This is a genomic window from Pseudenhygromyxa sp. WMMC2535 (genome assembly GCF_011083025.2).
This window is the reverse complement of record NZ_JABJWV010000001.1, coordinates 5124396-5141153: the sequence shown is the minus strand read 5'-3', so window position 1 is coordinate 5141153 and position 16758 is coordinate 5124396. Positions and strand designations below refer to the sequence as shown.

The window sequence follows — 16758 nt, the reverse complement described above, 5'->3', positions numbered from 1 at the left end:
CGCAGCCGCGGGCCACGGAACAGCGTTTGCCGCCGCAGTACCCGGGCGAGCGCGCGCGCTCACTCTCGCACGGAGACCTCCAAGAGCGGGTCTTGTGCCTCCAGATAATCCCGAGCGAGCGCATCCCCGAGCAGGTGAAGCCCGAAAAATGCCGCGATGCGCCCAGCGGCGAGCTCGCGGACCACGAAGGGGTCGAGGTAGGTGAAGGCCTCATCATTCGTCTGACGTATCCCCTCTCCGCAGCCCGCCTCGAAGTAGTCGTAGAGCCCGGCCAGATCGGAGAAGCCAAAGTGCCCGGTGTCCGCGAATTCCAGCTTCCACGCCGGCGTGTTCGCGGCCTGAAAATTGCTACGGATGGCGTTGTTGCCGAACTCCGTGATGCTGTTGTCCTCGACGGCGACCACGAGCATCAGCGGATCGTCGATGTCCGCCATCGTCACCCCCGGCAAGAGCGGGTTTTCAAAGGGCGCGGCCAGCCCGACCCCCGCCTTCACCCGCGGATCATCCTGCAAGACCTTGCCCGTGGTCACCGAGCCAAAGCTGTGCCCGAACATCCCCAGCCGCTCGCCGTCGGCGAGGCCCACGAAGGCCGCGGGCAGGTTCAGCGCCGCCGGATCCAGCAGCTCGTCGATGACCCGCTCGATGTCCTGCGCGCGCGTGGCCAGGGTGTCCTCGTCGATGTCCGGGAGCGCGTCTTCGAGCTCATCGAAGACCGTGCTCCCGGCATGATCCACGGCCGCGACCATGAACCCGTGGCTAGCGAGGTGCTCTGCCAGGGTGTAGGATGAAAAGCGCGCGCAGCCGTGACAGTGGGAGAACACCACGGTCGGCCACGCCTCCCCATCCTGCGGTAGTGCCGGGGCCTGGCCCCCAGCGCTACGACTTTGCTTGCGCACGCACGCGTCCGGGCCAGCGTCGACCAAGGCGGCGAAGGTCGACGCGTCGGGCTCCGCGGTGACAAAGGCCTCTATGTCCTGACCTTGCTCCGCGAGCTCGGCTGCATCCTCCGCGACGGGATACCACAGCTCGACGAGCAGATCCCGCTGCGCCTCGGGATCTTCGAGCACGAAGCTCGAGTTGCCCACCGGGTGCGCTCCGAGTGCGTGGTAATCGGTGGGGTCGGGCTCACCGGTATCGCTGGAATCACCGATGTCCTCTTCTCCCTGTGAACTTTCGCTTTGCGCGGTTTCATCGTCCTGTGTGGAATCGCCCTCGCTAGAGGATCCACCAGTACATGCACTCAGCGAGACGAGAGTCGCGAAGATAGAGGGCGTTATACGGACGCGGACGTATTTTGGAGGGGCGTTGACAAAGATCGTCACCGCGCGATTCAAGCAGCTCGATTCGAAAAAGAAAAGCACGCGTGTCATCACCACGTGGGGACAACGCGCATTCGATCAATAGCATGGCGGCGTGCTAGTGTTTGGAAGTATGTCGCTTCGTTGGTTTGTTTTCGCGCCCCCGCTCCTCGCTTTAATTTTCGCGAGTGGCTGCCCAGAGGGTAGCGAAGATGACGAATCCGATGACGAGGCCGAGGGCGAGAGCGGTGACGGCCTCGGCGATGGGGTGCCACTCGACACGACATCGTCGACAGAGGGTGTCGACACGACTGAAGATACCGAGGGCACCGACGACGAGATCGGCGAGAGCACCGACACCGACACCGACGCTGGCGAGAGCACCGACACCGACACTGGCACCGACACCGGCCGCAACCCTCTCGGCGGCTGCTGGGACGAGGCCTGGGCCGGCGACGAGCTCCCGGTGATCTTCTTTGGCGACACCAGCGAGCTGCTCGACGACGCCGTCGGCAGCTGCGGCGACGACTCGACCCCCGACTACAGCTTGCGCTTCACCGCGCCGTGGACCGGCAGCTTCGAATTCGACACGACCGGCAGCGAGTTCGACACGGTCGTCTACATCAACGAGGGCGGGTGTGAGGGGAGCGAGCTCGCCTGCAACGACAACTTCTTGGTGCTCGAGTCGCGCGTGCTCATCGACCTCGAGGAGGGTCAGACGGTGACCGCGACCGTCGACGGCGCTGACGCGTTCAGCCTCGGCAACTTCACGCTCACCGTCGACGTCGCCCCCGACCCCGAGTGCGAGACGACCATGCTGACCCCGCCCCTGCCCTTGCTCTTCCAAGGTGACACCACGGAGCTCGAGGATCAGCTGGCCAGCGCCTGCGGCGGCGCGGGTGCCCCCGAGGCGCTGTTCCGCTTCATCCCCCCGGGCCCCGGCACCTACCGCGTCGACACCTCCGGGAGCAGCTTCGACACGGTGCTCTACATCCTCGACGCCTGCGACGAGGCCCCGCTGGCCTGCAATGACGACAACGACCTCGACCTCCAGTCGGAGCTGATCTTGGAGCTCAACCCGAGCGACAAGCCGACGATCGTCGTCGACGGTCGCGGGCCCGGAGACTTTGGGGCCTTCTTGCTCAACATCGAGGAGATCTAGAGCGGCAACCGACGAAGGCCCGACCAAGGCCGTGGTGAACCACCCGGCGCGCGTTCGCAGGTTGATCGCGGCCCAGCGGCGCCACGACCATCGGGACCTCGGCGAGGACGCACTCCTTGACCGTACCCAGGCCACCGTGAGTGATCATCGCCGCGGCTCCGGGCAAGAGCTCGGCTTGCGGTAGCCACTCGAGCACCTTCAGGTTGTCGGCCTGCGCAGGCGCCTCGACCAGCTTGGCGGTCGCGACCACGAACTCCCAGTCCAGGCCCTCGGCGGCGGCCAGCGCCGCGGCCGAGAACACCGCCGCGAGCACCTCGCGAGCGCGCTCGGGGAACATCCTGGCCTGGCTCCCGAGCGCCGCCAGCACCCGCGGCCTTGCCCGCCCGCCCTCGACCTGCCCTCGACCTCGCCGCGGGCAGAGGCAGGGGCCGAGGTGGACGACCCCCGGCCCGCGCGCGCGCGGGAGGTCCTCGAGGTCCTCGGGGCAGGCGATCCCCTCGGGCAGCGCGTCGAGCATCGACCCCAAGGCCTCGAGCTCGACCCCAGGAGGACACAGCCCGCGCATGCGCTCGATCAGCGCGGGGCCGCCTGGCATCCGCGACAGGATCGACATGCGCAGGTCATAGCGAGCGCCCACGGTCTCGTCGGCCTCGCGCAGCTCGGTGGTCAGCATGACCATGGGCAAGGCGCAGCGCAGGAGGATCAGCGCGCTCTCGATCGGCGCGTAGCTGCTCGCCACGATCAGCGCCACGCCTTGCTCGGCGAGCGCCTCGGGGAGCTCGTCGCCATCGCACAAGCGCTCGACGTGGCGCACCGCCTGGATCATCTGTGCCGCGCGCGGGCGCTCGCCTCGAGCGGCAACCGAGCCCGGGGGCCACAGCGATCCGAACAGCTCCACGCAGGCGAAGCCCTCGGCCCTGGCGAGGGCGCAGGCGTCGGGGATCCCGAAGCACACGACCTCGTGCCCGCCCGTAGCTCATGGGCGAGCCCCAAGGTCGGGTAAGAGTGTCCCAACTCCCAATTGATCATACACGCGATGCGAGCCATCTCCTCCCCCTCTAACACGTGTCTGTCGGCCGGGGACCAGCCCGCAGAGCGGCCCCTGGCCCCACGACCAGTCATATCGAGCGCCAGGCCATGACCAGGACAATGAACACACCTTGAAGTCTGTCCAAAAAATGTTCACTTTATACTTTTCCGAGCACGAAGTCTTGTGATATCAGAATTTGCCAGAAGCCGGTGTTGACACGTTTAGGGTCGATACACCTGGCACCTTTGGACAAGACAAGAACGCCTGGAGATAAAAGAGATGTTGCAGCAAGAAGCCAACAAACGCCCCGAGATCGTGCTCCCCGCCCGCGACAGCAAGATCAAGCTGACCCCCGAGGAGATGGAGGCCGTCAAGATGGCCGCGGACAAGTCCTGCCTTTGCCACGACGCCGCGACCTTCTCGTGGTCGAACCCCTGCACCCCCGCCTCCCTCTGATCCCCATCCCCTCCGCCGAGATGGCTGCTCGACTCACATGGAGCGGTCATCTCGCTTTTTGTTCTCTCCCCCGCCGTGACGATGGCCAACTTCGATCCCGATGAGTTTTTGCGTACATCTCCCTTTGGGAGCAGCGTAGGCATGCTCGCGCACTATGGAATGTATGCGCAATTTGCGAAGCGCCTGAATTGGCGCAGCACCCTCGGGATCTTCGAGGCCGCGGCGCGGGCTCATGTCGACGACCCCAAGAGCGCGGCCCGGAGCGTGCGCAGCCAGTGGCGCGCGGACGCCCTGCGCGAACTCCAGGTCCTCCGCGTCCACGGGCTATTCGCGAACGAGCCCGACGACGAGCGCCTCGTCCGAGAATTGATGCTCACCCGCGAGCGCTCGAACTTCTACGCGATCCTGCTGCACGTCTACGCCGAAGACGAGGCCGCCTACGCCGACATGGTCAGCCATGATCCCGCCGAGCTCGAGGCCTTCGGGCGCCAGCGGGCCGAGGGCGGCGTGCTGCTCACAGGCCCGCACATCGGCCCCTTCCACGGGTTGATCCCCCTGCTGGCCACGCGCGCGGGCCTGGGCGAGCTCCACGAGGTCATGATGTACCGCAACCGCGTGGAGTGGCAGCTGATGCGCCGCGCCTACGAGCTCAGCGGCATGCCCGAGGCCTTCGTCCCCGTGCTCGTCGACCCCGAGCAGATCTTCGAGCGCAGCGTCGAAGCCCTGCGCGCCGGCGCCTGCGTGGGCATGCTCAGCGACACCACCCAGCCCGGTCGCGGGAACGGCCAGTTCCGGGCGCGGCTGTTTGGCCACGCCCTCTACGCGCCCAGCGGGCCGATCCGCATCGCCCACGCCGCCCAGCGCCCGGTGTTCAGCGTTGCGATCCTCCCCCGCAAGGACGGCGGGCTGCACCTGCACCTGCGCGAGGCCTACCGCCCGAGCGCGGAGCCCCTCGACGACGCGACGATCCAGGCGGCCCTCGACGCCAAGTGGGCACAATTCGAGGACTACGTCCGCCTCGCCCCGCTGGCCTGGTACCCGATCGGCTCCCTGGGCATGGCGAGCCCGGAGCCCCCCGCCGCCACCTCATGAGCCGCCCACGCCTCGCTCAGACCGTGGTCACGCCGCTGCGTCCGTTGATCGAGGACGCGGTCCGCGGGGGCCTGCTCGACGCCGTGGAGGTCGTGCCCGACGAGTTTCTGGGCCAGCCAGCTGCGACCGAGCTGCTCGCGCGCATGCTCGACAAGATCGACGCCCCCTACTCCTTTCACTTCACCCAGATGTCGCTGGGCTCGCCCGACTTCCCCGATCGCTACCCGCTCGAGCGCCGCGCCGCGGCCATCGCTCGCTTCGAACCGCTGATGATCTCCGATCACCTCTCGGCCGCGTCCGTGGGCAGCTTCGCCTTCGAGGGCAACCTGCCTTGCGTCCACGACGAGCGCGGCCTGGCCTGCGTCGTCGACAACGTCCGCGCGGCCGCGCGGGCCTTCGCCGCGGGCTGCGAGTGCCCCTTCATCGTCGAGAACATCCCCTGCGAGTTCGAGTTCGCGGCCTCGACCATGAGCCCCGAGGACTTCACCCTCGCGGTGCTCGAAGGCGCCGACTGTGGCCTGCTCCTCGATCTCCACAACCTCTATGTCCACGAGCGCAACCGAGGCCTCGACGCCGAGGCCTTCATCGACACCCTCGATCCTAGGCGGGTCCGCGAGCTCCACCTCGCGGGGGGCGAGACCCTGGCCTGGGGCGAGTACGTCGACGGACACTGCGCGTCGATCCCCGCCCGGGTGATCGAGCTGCTCGAGCTGACCCTGGCGCGCTGCTCGCCTACGCTGATCGTGCTCGAGCGCGAGCACGACTTCGACGACCACGCGGGGATCATCGCTGACCTCGAGCGCGTCCGGGGGCTGATCTCGTGAGCACCCGCGCGGCCCTGGCCGCCGAACAAGAGCGCGCGCTCTATGCCTACGTCTTCGACGCCTGCGTCGACGACCGCTTCCGCGCCTACGACGAGACCTCCCGACGCGAGCGCTTCCGCTCGATCTACGCCCGCGTGCTCAACGAGCGCTTCGCCCGGCTCTACCCGCTCTTTTGTCGCATGCGCGGGTCGCTGAGCGTCGCCGAGCTCGTCGACCTGCGCATCGAGCTGCGTGACGGCGCCCGCCTGCCCGAGGATCTCGACTACTACCGGGAGATCGCCGAGCGGCTGATCGTCGGCGCTCCCAAGGCCGAGATGCTCGCGGATCTCCTGCGGGTCGAGCGGGCCAAACGGCTCGCCGCCCACGGGCCGTCCACGAGCCTCGCGCAGCTCCTCGACGAGGCGGCGCTGCTCGACGCCCCGACCCTCGCCCGCGCCGACGCCAGCGGCGGGAGCTGGGACGGCGAAGCGCTCCACTACGTCCAGCTGCGAACCTCGCTCAAGGAGAGCCTCGCGACCTTGCGCCGCGCCGTGGGGCTCCCCAACTGGACGGTTCGAACTCCCTCCCCCCGCGCCAGCGTCATCTACCTCAGCCCGAGCACGGGCCGCGTCGAGCACTGGTGCTTCACCGACCGCGACACCCTCAGCGCCGACCTCCGCCGTCGCTGCGCGGGCTAGCGACCCGCGACGAGAGCCCGCCGTGCCCCGCCCCCTCATCGCCCAGACCTACCTGCCGCCGCTGCGCGAGGCGATCCGCGCGTGGCTGCGCGCGGGTCTGCTCGACGCCGTCGAGATCTGCCCAGACCACTACCTCCGCAACCCGACGAACGCCGCCTACCTCCGCGCCGTGCTCGACACGCTCGGCGTCCCCTACAGCTTCCACTTCACGGAGATGTCCCTGGCCAGCCCGGACTTCCTCGCGCGCTACGATCTCGAGGCGGCGGCCGCCGCCATGCGGGACTTCGAGCCCGCCTTGGTCTCCGAGCACCTGTCGGCGAGCTGCGTGGGCAGCTTCCGCTACGACGGGAACCTGCCTCCGGTCCACGACGCGCCCAGCCTCGCCCGAACCGTCGCGCACATCGATCGGGTCAGCGCGGCCCTCGGCGGCCGTGAGCTGCTCGTCGAGAACATCCCCTGCCAGTTCGAGCACGCCGCCTCGACCATGACCCCCGAGGCCTTCACCCTCGCCGCCGTCGCCAACTCGGGCTGCGGCCTGCTCCTCGACCTCCACAACCTGCACGTCCACGAGCGCAACCGGGGGCTCGACGCCGCGGCCTTCCTGGCCGAGATCCCCCCGGCCTGCGTCCGCGAGCTCCACCTCGCGGGGGGGCAGCGCTTCGTCCCCAGCGGCGAGTACATCGACGGCCACGACGCCAGCTTGCCGGGGCGGGTGCTCGAGCTGCTCGAGCTCGCCCTCGCGCGCTTCGATCCGGCTTTCGTGGTCATCGAGCGCGAGGCCAACTTCGACGATCACGAGGGCATGCGCCGCGACCTCGAGGCGGTGCGGGAGCGGATCGGATGACTCGACCTCAGGTCCAGACCCAGGCCCAGGCCCAGGCCGCCACGAGGGAGCTCGAGCAAGCGCTCTACGCCTACGTGTTCGCGGACGAGGTCGGCGAGCGCTTCCGCGCCTACCGCGAGCGCACCCGCGTCGAGCGCTTCCGAGCTCACTACCTCGTCCGGCTCGCCGAGCCCATGCGCCGGCTGCTGCCGCGCTTCATCTCCGAGGTCGGGGCGCCGGCGATCGACGACGTGGTCCGCCTGCGGGTCCGCCTGCCCGACCCCAGCTGGGGCGCCCAGGCGCTCGTCGAGCACTACGCGGACCTGGCCGCGGCCACGGCCGAGCGCCACCCGCGAGCGAGCCTCGCCCGCGAGCTCTTTTGGCTCGAGCGTGCCCGCGCGCTGACCTTGGCCGCCCCGCCGGCGCAGCTCGATGAGCTCCTCGCGGCCATCGACACCCTCGCGAACGCGCCCGAGGACGCCCCCCTCGATCGCCCGCCGCTGCGCGTCGTGCCCGTGCGCAGCTCCCTGCCCGAGCTGCTCGCCATGCCCCTGAGCGATCACCCGACCATCGAGGTCGCGGCGCGGACCCCCTGGACGCGCCGCGCCATCTCCTATCACGACGCCCGCGACGGTCGCCTGCACCGCAAGGTCGGCCGCGATCTCGACGAGCTGCGCGCGCTCGTGTCCACCTGCCCAGGAGGGATCGATCTATGAGCCTCTTCCCCAAGCGCGCGGCCCCAGGCCTGGCCGTCACCGTGCACCTGCGTCACCTCCTGCTGCCCGGCGCGGCCCCGGGCCTGACTCGCTTCGACCTGCAGATCTTCGATCCCGAGGGCGAGCGCGTCGAACACGAGACCCGCGACCTGCTGTCGTTCCTGCCGGCGATGCTCGACGAGCTCGACGAGCTCGGACACGACTCCCAGCCACGCTTTGCCTACACGCCCTTGTTGCTCCACTTCGACCGCGGAGAACACGATCGCGGGCCGCTGTCGAACGCCGCCGAGCAGGAGCTGTTCTCGCTGATGCAGCGCAGCCAGCGGAGCACGGACCCGCTCACCGCCGAGCAAGCCGGGCGCATGCGCGCCGTCATGGCCAGCCTCGTCGAGCGCTTCGCCCCCGGTGAGGCCACCCGCCGCCTGGCCCTCGACATGGCGGTGATGCGGGCGTCCAGCCACCTCTACTGGCACTGGCGCGTCCCCGAGCAGGCGCTGCCCGGCGCCTACACCATCGTGATCTCCGGGCCGGGGTCCAGCCAGATCGGGGCGACGCCGACGCTCCACCGCGAGCAGCTCTTCGTCGATCGCCCACGGCTGATCCGCTGCGTCCGCGAGCGCGGCTTGCTGCGCGCGCGGGTGGCCAACGACGCCGACGTGGCGCTCCCCCTGCGCCTCGCCCAGCCCCACGCCCGCACGGCCGAGACCTCGCTTTGCGAGCTCGGCCCCCGGGCGACCATGGACTTCGAGCTCGACGCAGACCAGGGCGTGGCGCTGCTGCTCTACGCCGAGGGCGCCCGCGCGCTGCCCCTCGCGCCCTCGCCCGCGCCCCTGCTCGTCCGCCAGGCCGGCCTCGTGCTGCGCCCCGAAGGTGAGGGCTCGCTGCGCCTGAGCCTGCCGCCGACGGGCGCTGGCCTGGCCGCGACGGCGCTCTTCCCCGAGCTCGCGCAGCTATCCGCGGGGCTGCACGAGCGCCTCGCCGCCGGCCCGGTGATCTTCGAGGGCGACGCCGGCGAGGCCCTGCGCCTCGCCGACGGCCTACACCAAGCCGACGAGATCGCCGCGCGCTGTGGAGAAGAGGCCCTCGCCGAGCTCGAGGCCGAGGGCCTCGTCCGCCGCGTCCCCCTGTCTGCGCTCTCCGGAGGTGACGCGTGGGTGTGATCGAGCTGCTCGCGGGTCAGCCCCGCGCGGACAAGGCATGCACTCGTGGCACGCACCGGCTGTGCACGCCGGCGCAGACCCTGGCTCGAGTGCGCCCGCTCATGCCCCAGCTGGGGATCACCCGCCTGGCCAACATCACCGGCCTCGCCGACATCCGCGTGCCGGTGGTCGCCGCGATCCGGCCCAACGGCGCGGCCTCGACCACGGCCTTGGGCAAGGGCCTCGACCTCGACGCCGCCCGGGTGTCGGCGCTGATGGAGGCCCTCGAGACCTGGCACGCCGAAAACGTCGACCTCCCGCTGCGCCTGCGCTCTCACGCCCAGCTGCGCGAAGCCGAGGCCTGCGTCGACCCTGGGCTCCTCCCGCGCTCGGGGCCGGCCCCCGACGAGCACGCGGCCCAGCTGTGGATCCGCGGCGAAGACCTGCTCGCCGAGCAGCCCACCTGGGTACCTTGGCCAGCGGTCTCACTCATGCCCGGCCTGCGCCGCGGTCGCGGAGGCCTCGTCCAGGACACCAACGGCCTCGCCTCTGGCAACCACCTGCTCGAGGCCATCTGCCACGGACTGTGCGAGGTGATCGAGCGCGACTGCCTGGTGCTGTGGCGAGGTCGTCGAGGTCTGCACCACGCCCCCGACGCGCGCAGGGTCGACCTCGACAGCGTCGACGACCCCGCCTGCCGCCAGGTGCTCGCGGCCATGGCCGACGCGGGCCTGGCCGTGGGAGTCTGGGATCTGCAGACCGAGCTCGGCGTCCCGGCCTACGCTTGCCTCGCCCTCGAGCCCCCGGACCGCGGGCGCCTGCGGGTGATGACCGCGGACATGGGCAGCGGGGCGCACCTGTCCCCGCGCATCGCCTTGCTGCGCGCGCTGACCGAGGCCGTCCAGGCCAGGGTGACATTCGTCGCCGGCGCCCGCGACAACCTCACCCGCGAGCACTACGCCCGCAGCCGCAACCCCAAGCTGCACGCGGCGACCTGGGAGGCGCTGCGCGACGGCCGGGCGCTGCGCCGCTTCGACGCCGCGGACGAGCGCGCCAGCGGCTGCTTCGAGGCCGATCTCCACGCGCTGCTCGACGCCCTGCGCGGCGCCGATCTCCGCCAGGCCGTGGTCGTCGATCTCAGCAAGGCCGAGCTCGGCGTGCCCGTGGTCAAGGTGATCGTGCCCGGCCTCGAGTCCATGCACGCGACCCCCGGCCCGCGCGCCCGCTCCTTTTGGGCCGCCCAGACTCAGGGCGCGGGAGGCGACGCGTGAGCACCACGAGCGACACCGACGCTCGCCTCGGCGAGCACGCCCGGCCGCGACCAGAGGAGCTGCTCGTATTCCTCGGGCCGAGCCTCCCTCTCGACGAGGCCCGCGCCATCCTCGACGCCACCTACCTCGCGCCCGTCGCCATGGGCGACGTCTACCGCGCCCTGCGTCGGCGGCCCAGGGCGATCGTGATCATCGACGGGCTGTTCGAGCAGACGCCCTCGGTCTGGCACAAGGAGCTGCTGCTCGCGCTCTCCCGCGGCGTGTGGGTCTACGGCGCGGCGAGCATGGGCGCGCTGCGGGCCTGCGAGCTCGACGGCTTTGGGATGATCGGCGTGGGCTCGATCTACGCCCGCTTTCGAGCCGGCGAGCTCGACGACGACGACGAGGTCGCCGTCAGCCACGGCTCCGCCGAGTCCGGCTGGCGCCCGCTCTCGGAGGCCATGGTCAACCTCCGCGACGGCCTCGCCGCCGCCCGCGACGACGGCCTGATCGACGCGCACGAACACGACGCCCTGATCACAGCGGCCAAGCGCCGCTTCTACCCCGAGCGCAGCTGGGGGCAGACCCTGATCGACGCCCGCGAGCGCGGCCTCAAGGCAGACCGCTGCGCCGAGCTGCGCGCGCTCGTGCGCTCGCGTGCGCCCGGGACCAAGGCCGCCGACGCCCGCGCGGGGCTCGAGCGCGTGGCCGCCGACCTCGCCGCGGGTCGCCTCGACGCCCCCCACGAGCCGAGCTTTCGCCTCGAGCACGCCGCGGTCATGACCACCTTGCTCGACGAGACCTCGCTGCCCCCCGACGCGCTCGCGGCCGATCCCCGCACCCGTCACCGCAGCAGCGCGCGCAGCCTCGGGCGGATGGTTCGGGCCACCCACGCCGAGCGAGACGGGCTCTACGCCGAGGCGCTCCACCGCCTGCTGCTCGCCGCCGAGGGCCTGCGCGCGGGGTTCTACACCGACTGGATCGACGCCTACGAAGACCTCGGCGCGCAGGGGGAGCAGCTCGACGACCCCGAGCTCCGCGCCCGGGTCGAGGCGCGGACCCTGGCCCTCGAGCGCCACCTGCGAGCCGTCCACGGCGCCCAGGTCGACCTCTTCTTGCCCCACGCCCTCGCCGCCCGCGGACAGCTCGAGCTCAGCCTCGACGACCTGCGCGCGGCCTGGTCGGCGGTCAACGAGCACGAGCTCGTGCTGCCCACGGCCGAGAGCCTCGGGCTCTCCCCCGCCGAGCTCTACACCTGGTACGGCGAGCGCTTTGGGCTGCTCGCCAGTGACCCCCGCGACCACGCCAGCGCGGTCGGCCTGCCCCTGCCCGAGCTCCTGCTCGAGGCCGGCGCTCAGCTCCTGCGCGAGCGCGGCTCCCCCGCTCACGATCACCCCCACGACCCCGATCAAGACGAGACACAGGAGGACCCACCATGTTGATCTTGGGCATCCACGGCGCCAGCCGCCTCGATCACGAGGACGCCCCCGAGGGCTTCGCCCGCCACGACGCCGCCGCGGTCCTGCTCCGCGACGGGGAGCTCGTCGCCGCCGTCGAGGACGAGCGCCTCAACCGGGTCAAGCACAGCAACGCCTTCCCGCGCGAGGCCGTGGCCTGGTGCCTGCGCGAGGCCGGCCTCGATCCAGGCGACCCGCACAGCTTCGCGGCCATCGACGCCCTCGCCCTCAACGTCTCGGAGCTCGCCGCCGAGTTCATGGCCCTACGCGCGAGCGGAGACCCTCGCCGCCCGCTCCGCTCCGCGCAGCAGCACTTCGCGGCGCCCCTGTCCGCGGCCTTCGGCCTCGACCTCGACCTCGTCGCCCCCAAGCTGCGCTTCGTCCACCACCACCTCGCCCACGCCTGGAGCGCGTGGATCCCCTCAGGCTTCGACGAAGCCCTGGTCGTGACCCTCGACGGCGAGGGCGACGGGCTCTCCGGCATGGTCCTCGAGGCCCGCGAAGGCAGGCTCGAGGTCCGCGAGCGGCTGAGCGCCGGGCGCTCGCTCGGCCACTGGTACAGGCGAATGATGGCCTTTTGCGGCTACTTCCGCTTCGACGAGTACAAGGTCATGGGCATGGCGCCCTACGGCGACCCCGAGCGCTTCGCCGCGCTCATGGACAGCATGGTCAGCCTCGAGCCCGAGGGCCGCTTCTCCTTCCTCGGCAAGGACTCCCTCGACGCCAGCGCGGCCCTCGAGCTGCGTGTGCTGCGAGAGCAGGGCCTGCTCGCCCAGGCCCGCAAGCGCGGCGAGCCCTTCGAAGACATCCACCGCGACTTCGCGGCGGCGCTCCAGCGTCAGCTCGAGCGCATCGTCTTGCACCTGCTGGGCCACCACCGCGAGGCCAGCGGGCTCTCGCGCCTGTGCCTCGCCGGCGGCGTGGCCCACAACTGCTCGATGAACGGCCGGCTGTTCTACTCGGACCTGTTCGACGATCTCTACGTCCAGCCCCTGGCCCACGACGCCGGCGGCGCCCTCGGGGCGGCCTTCGCCGTCGCCGATCTGCGCCCCGACGCCGGCGTCCTGACAGGCCTCGACCTCGGCCCCGCCGTCGAGTCAGGCGAAGACCTCGACGCGGTCCTGGCTCGCTACGCCGCCCTCGTCGAGGTCGAGTCGCCCCCCGCGCTCGAGGCCCGCGCCGCCGACCTGCTCGCGGCGGGCGAGGTCGTGGCTTGGGTTCGAGGCCGCGCCGAGTTCGGACCTCGGGCCCTCGGCCAGCGCAGCATCCTCGCCGACCCACGCCCGGCCGAGAACCGCGACCGCATCAACGCGCTGATCAAGAAGCGCGAGGGCTACCGCCCCTTCGCGCCGAGCGTGCTCGAGGAGCGCTGCGCCGAGCTCTTCGACGTCCCGCCCGAGCGCGCGCGCCACCCCTACATGATCACCGTGCTGCGCGTCCGCGAGGAGCAGCGCGCGCGGCTCGGGGCGATCACCCACGTCGACGGCACCGCCCGGGTGCAGACCGTCAGCGCCGCCGACAACCCCCGCTACCACGCCCTGATCCGCGAGTTCGCCGAGCGCACGGGCGTGCCCGCGCTGCTCAACACCTCGCTCAACAACAACGCCGAGCCGATCGTGACCTCCGCCGAGGACGCGCTCGCGACCTTGCTGACCACCGACCTGCGCTACCTGGCCATCGGCGAGCGCCTGGTCCACAAGCGCGAGCGCTCCGCCCAGGACATCGCCCTCGCCCTCGCCCCGGCCCTCGATCGTCAGCACAAGCTCGTGCGCCGCGAGCTCCCCTGCGCCGCCGAGGCCGAGGCCGAGACCGGCGCTGGCGGCTGGGCGCAGGTCTGGCGCATCGAGAGCGCGGCCTCGGACTTCTTTGGAGAGGCCGCGGTCGAGATCTCCGACGCGCTCCACGAGCTGCTCTTGCGCGCCGACGGCCGGCGCAGCCTCGCGGCGCTCATCGACGAGAGCCCCCACGCCGCGCGTCGTCAGCAGCTCGCCGAGGAGGTGTTCTCGCTGTGGTCTCGCCGGGTGCTCCGCATGCGGGGGCCAGCGTGAGCCGGTCCGAGCAAGCCAAGCGCCTGCTCGCCAGCAAGCAGGCCATGGTCCGGGCCGTCGCCGACGACCTCGGCGTCGGCGCCCGCGGCAGCGATCGCATCTGCGCGGGGCTCGAGACCATGTTCTCCGCGAGCATCGAGGACGAAGATCCCAGCCAGGGCCGAACCATGCGTCTGCCGGGGCTGCGCAGCCAGCCGCTGTGGGACGATCAGCGCGAGCGCTTCCCGGCCGTCGCCGGCCTCGAGGCCAACTTCGCGGCCGTGCGCGCCGAGTACCACGCCCTGCGCGACACCCTCGGCCTGCGCCGCTACTCCGACGGCAGCCTCGTCGACCAGGGGACCTGGGGTCAGCTGCACCTGCGCGTGCAGAGCCGGCGCATCGAGGAGCACGCCGCCGCCTGCCCCACCGTGTCCGCGCTCTTGCTCGACGATGGCGCTCGCGTGGGCGTGACCTACTTCTCGGCCCACGCCCCGGGCACGCGGGTCCGCCCGCACTACGGCCCGGGGAACTACCGCATCCGCTGTCACCTCGGCATCGAGGTCCCCGAGCGCTGTGGCATGCGCGTCGGTGAGGTCGAATTTCGCTGGCGAGAGGGGCGCTGCACTCTGCTCGACGACTCTTTTTTTCATGACGTGTGGAACGACGGCCCCGGCGCGCGGGCCATCCTGCTCACGGACTTCTGGCATCCCGATCTCCTGCCCGAGGAAATCAGGGTGTTCGAAGGGATGATGCGCGAGCCCAGCGAGCGCGCCCACGAGCTGCGCCGCGTCCTCTCGACCACGGGGGAGGAGCTGCTGCCCCCCTCCCTGTGGCGGCCTTGAACACCAGCTCCTCTCCGAGCCCCCGCCTCGGGTCGATTCGAGGCTCCGTGTCGACCCGCGCCGCGCGCTCCTGCTACATTGGCTCGCGCAGCGCGTCGGCGAGCCATGACTTCCCGGAGGCGATCGGATCCCAGCACCCTCGGCGCCCGTCTGCGGCGTCGCGCTCTGACGATCCCCAGCTTCTGGCTGGCCGCGGCGCTGTTTTGGACGCTCGCCCCGCTCACCGGCCTGGCCGTGCTGATCAGCGACATCGCTCGTCGCCGGCGCCTGTGTGGCCTGCGAGCGTGGTTTTTTCTCGGCGCCTACCTGGCGATCAACCTCTACGGTCAGCTGCTCCTGCTCGGCGCCTGGATCGCCACGGGCTTCGGCCTCGCCCCCGAGCTGCGCGGGCGCTGGACCTACTGGATCCAGCGCCACTGGGCGGGGCTGCTCTTCGCCATCGCCAGCAGGCTGTGGCGGCTGCGCTGGACCGTGGAGGGAGACGAGCGCGTCGAGCCGGCGCCAGCGATCTACCTGGTCCGCCACGCCTCGCTGATCGACACCATGGTCCCCAACCGCTTCGTGACCGCGGCGCACAGCATCCCGCTGCGCTGCGTGGTCAAGCGCGAGCTGCTCAACGAGCCCTGCCTCGACATCGCGGGGCACTGGATCCCCAACCACTTCGTCGATCGCATCCCCGAGGACTCCGGCCACGAGCTGCGCGCGATCGAGGCCCTCGCCGCCGGTCTCGACCCCGGGGAGGGCCTGATGATCTACCCCGAGGGCACGCGCTTCACCCCTGGCAAGCGCGCGCGGGTCATCGCCAGCCTCGCGGCCAGCGATCCCCCCCTCGCCGCGCAAGCCCGCGCGCTCGAGCACACCCTCTTGCCGCGGGTCGGCGGCGCCCTGGCGCTGATGCGCGGGGCCCCCGAGGCCGACGTGGTCATCGTCGGCCACCACGGCCTCGGCGGCTTCGCGACCTTGGCCGACATGTTGTCCGGCGCGCTCCTCGATCGCAGCGTGCACGTGGCCTTTTGGCGCTACCCCGCGTCGGCCCTGCCCACGGACGACGCGGCCCGCGGCGCGTGGATCCGCGAGCGCTGGGCCGAGCTCGATCGCTGGATCAGCGCCCGCGAGGCCGCCGAAGCCAGCGCCTCCGCGCGGCCCCCCGCCACCACGGAGCCTCCGCCATGATCTCTCCGCTCGCCGCCCTGATCCTCACCGCCTGTCTGCTGCTGCTGTGGCTGGTCAGCCTCGCCCTGCGCGACGCCAGCATCATCGACGTGTTCTGGGGCCCGGGCTACGCCCTGCTCGCCTGGATCTGCGCCTACGAGCGCGGCTTCGACCTCGACCCCGCGCGCTGGCTGCTGCTCATCGCCGTCAGCGTCTGGGCCCTGCGCCTGGGCGCTTACCTGGGCTGGCGAAACCTCGTCCACTACGCCGGCGAGGATCGTCGCTACCAGGCCATGCGCGCCCGCATCGGCCAGCGCTTTGGGTTGCTCAGCCTCATCACGGTGTTTGGCCTACAAGGCGCGCTGATCACCATGATCTCGACGCCGGTCCAGACCGCGCTGACGAGCACGGGCCCCGCCTCGCCGGCGCTGGTGGTCGTCGGCGCGCTGCTGTGGTCGATCGGCCTGAGCTTCGAGGCCATCGGCGACGCGCAGCTGGCCCGCTTCAAGCGCGACCCACAAAACGCCGACGCCGTCATGGACCGCGGGCTGTGGCGCTACACCCGGCATCCCAACTACTTTGGCGACTTCCTGGTCTGGTGGGGGCACTTCGCCATCGCGCTGGGCGTGGGCGCGCCGTGGTGGACCGTCGTCAGCCCGGTGATCATGACGATTCTGCTCACCCGGATCTCCGGCGTCCCGCTGCTCGAAAAAGATCTGACGCAGCGCCGCCGTGGCTACGCCGAATACGTCCGCCGGACCAGCGCCTTCTTTCCCCGTCCGCCTCGCCCCTGAGCCAAGCCCGACCGCGCGA

General features: G+C 71.1%; 16 protein-coding genes. 14 read left to right on the top strand and 2 right to left on the bottom strand.

Features of this window, described 5'->3' with window-relative positions:
* Nucleotides 1-59: 59 nt before the first annotated feature.
* Entirely contained in the window at nucleotides 60-1085 is a 1026-nt protein-coding gene (locus G6O69_RS20180; RefSeq protein ID WP_172305154.1) for a dienelactone hydrolase family protein, read from the bottom strand.
* Nucleotides 1086-1566: 481 nt separating this feature from the next.
* On the opposite strand from G6O69_RS20180, the gene G6O69_RS20175 reads away from it, so the two are divergent.
* Nucleotides 1567-2460: a hypothetical protein gene (locus tag G6O69_RS20175; protein WP_346017067.1), complete on the top strand. Its 894-nt coding sequence runs from the start codon at nucleotides 1567-1569 to the stop codon at nucleotides 2458-2460.
* On the opposite strand, the gene G6O69_RS42275 is transcribed toward G6O69_RS20175, so the two are convergent.
* Nucleotides 2441-3415 (bottom strand): nucleotide disphospho-sugar-binding domain-containing protein, encoded by a 975-nt coding sequence (locus G6O69_RS42275; RefSeq protein ID WP_172305152.1) that lies wholly within the window; start codon nucleotides 3413-3415, stop codon nucleotides 2441-2443. The genes G6O69_RS20175 and G6O69_RS42275 overlap by 20 nt on opposite strands.
* A 354-nt stretch (nucleotides 3416-3769) precedes the next feature.
* On the opposite strand from G6O69_RS42275, the gene G6O69_RS20165 reads away from it, so the two are divergent.
* The 13 genes from G6O69_RS20165 (at nucleotide 3770) to G6O69_RS20105 (ending at nucleotide 16739) form a co-directional block, all read left to right on the top strand.
* A complete protein-coding gene (locus G6O69_RS20165; protein ID WP_172305151.1) occupies nucleotides 3770-3946 on the top strand; it encodes a hypothetical protein in 177 nt (58 codons plus the stop codon).
* 141 nt (nucleotides 3947-4087) lie between these two features.
* Nucleotides 4088-5038 (top strand): hypothetical protein, encoded by a 951-nt coding sequence (locus tag G6O69_RS20160; RefSeq protein ID WP_176396974.1) that lies wholly within the window; start codon nucleotides 4088-4090, stop codon nucleotides 5036-5038.
* Nucleotides 5035-5862, top strand: coding sequence for a DUF692 family multinuclear iron-containing protein (locus G6O69_RS20155; protein ID WP_172305149.1), 828 nt, complete (start codon nucleotides 5035-5037; stop codon nucleotides 5860-5862). Before G6O69_RS20160 ends, G6O69_RS20155 begins: the two co-directional genes overlap by 4 nt.
* Entirely contained in the window at nucleotides 5859-6539 is a 681-nt protein-coding gene (locus G6O69_RS20150) for a hypothetical protein (RefSeq protein WP_172305148.1), read from the top strand. The genes G6O69_RS20155 and G6O69_RS20150 overlap by 4 nt, the downstream gene beginning before the upstream one ends.
* A 22-nt stretch (nucleotides 6540-6561) precedes the next feature.
* Nucleotides 6562-7383, top strand: coding sequence for a DUF692 family multinuclear iron-containing protein (locus G6O69_RS20145; RefSeq protein ID WP_172305147.1), 822 nt, complete (start codon nucleotides 6562-6564; stop codon nucleotides 7381-7383).
* A complete protein-coding gene (locus G6O69_RS20140; protein ID WP_172305146.1) occupies nucleotides 7380-8078 on the top strand; it encodes a hypothetical protein in 699 nt (232 codons plus the stop codon). Before G6O69_RS20145 ends, G6O69_RS20140 begins: the two co-directional genes overlap by 4 nt.
* The gene (locus tag G6O69_RS20135; RefSeq protein ID WP_172305145.1) at nucleotides 8075-9238 is read left to right on the top strand and encodes a hypothetical protein; all 1164 of its coding nucleotides are present in this window, start codon (nucleotides 8075-8077) and stop codon (nucleotides 9236-9238) included. The genes G6O69_RS20140 and G6O69_RS20135 overlap by 4 nt, the downstream gene beginning before the upstream one ends.
* The gene (locus tag G6O69_RS20130) at nucleotides 9229-10488 is read left to right on the top strand and encodes a YcaO-like family protein (protein ID WP_346017066.1); all 1260 of its coding nucleotides are present in this window, start codon (nucleotides 9229-9231) and stop codon (nucleotides 10486-10488) included. Before G6O69_RS20135 ends, G6O69_RS20130 begins: the two co-directional genes overlap by 10 nt.
* The gene (locus G6O69_RS20125; RefSeq protein WP_346017065.1) at nucleotides 10485-11909 is read left to right on the top strand and encodes a TfuA-like protein; all 1425 of its coding nucleotides are present in this window, start codon (nucleotides 10485-10487) and stop codon (nucleotides 11907-11909) included. The genes G6O69_RS20130 and G6O69_RS20125 overlap by 4 nt, the downstream gene beginning before the upstream one ends.
* Nucleotides 11903-13972, top strand: coding sequence for a carbamoyltransferase C-terminal domain-containing protein (locus G6O69_RS20120; RefSeq protein ID WP_172305144.1), 2070 nt, complete (start codon nucleotides 11903-11905; stop codon nucleotides 13970-13972). The genes G6O69_RS20125 and G6O69_RS20120 overlap by 7 nt, the downstream gene beginning before the upstream one ends.
* On the top strand, nucleotides 13969-14793 hold the full coding sequence (locus tag G6O69_RS20115) for an aspartyl/asparaginyl beta-hydroxylase domain-containing protein (protein ID WP_172305143.1): 825 nt from the start codon (nucleotides 13969-13971) through the stop codon (nucleotides 14791-14793). Before G6O69_RS20120 ends, G6O69_RS20115 begins: the two co-directional genes overlap by 4 nt.
* A 105-nt stretch (nucleotides 14794-14898) precedes the next feature.
* Nucleotides 14899-15966: a lysophospholipid acyltransferase family protein gene (locus G6O69_RS20110; protein WP_172305142.1), complete on the top strand. Its 1068-nt coding sequence runs from the start codon at nucleotides 14899-14901 to the stop codon at nucleotides 15964-15966.
* Nucleotides 15963-16739, top strand: a complete 777-nt coding sequence (locus G6O69_RS20105; RefSeq protein WP_172305141.1) for a DUF1295 domain-containing protein — start codon at nucleotides 15963-15965, stop codon at nucleotides 16737-16739. Before G6O69_RS20110 ends, G6O69_RS20105 begins: the two co-directional genes overlap by 4 nt.
* The last annotated feature ends 19 nt before the right edge of the window (nucleotides 16740-16758 follow it).

Bases quoted from the DNA above. Each gene is read 5' to 3' on its own strand.
- G6O69_RS20165 (WP_172305151.1), top strand. From the start codon at position 3,770: ATGTTGCAGCAAGAAGCCAACAAACGCCCCGAGATCGTGCTCCCCGCC.
- G6O69_RS20160 (WP_176396974.1), top strand. From the start codon at position 4,088: ATGCTCGCGCACTATGGAATGTATGCGCAATTTGCGAAGCGCCTGAAT.
- G6O69_RS20140 (WP_172305146.1), top strand. From the start codon at position 7,380: ATGACTCGACCTCAGGTCCAGACCCAGGCCCAGGCCCAGGCCGCCACG.
- G6O69_RS20155 (WP_172305149.1), top strand. From the start codon at position 5,035: ATGAGCCGCCCACGCCTCGCTCAGACCGTGGTCACGCCGCTGCGTCCG.
- G6O69_RS20135 (WP_172305145.1), top strand. From the start codon at position 8,075: ATGAGCCTCTTCCCCAAGCGCGCGGCCCCAGGCCTGGCCGTCACCGTG.
- G6O69_RS20105 (WP_172305141.1), top strand. From the start codon at position 15,963: ATGATCTCTCCGCTCGCCGCCCTGATCCTCACCGCCTGTCTGCTGCTG.
- G6O69_RS20110 (WP_172305142.1), top strand. From the start codon at position 14,899: ATGACTTCCCGGAGGCGATCGGATCCCAGCACCCTCGGCGCCCGTCTG.
- G6O69_RS20120 (WP_172305144.1), top strand. From the start codon at position 11,903: ATGTTGATCTTGGGCATCCACGGCGCCAGCCGCCTCGATCACGAGGAC.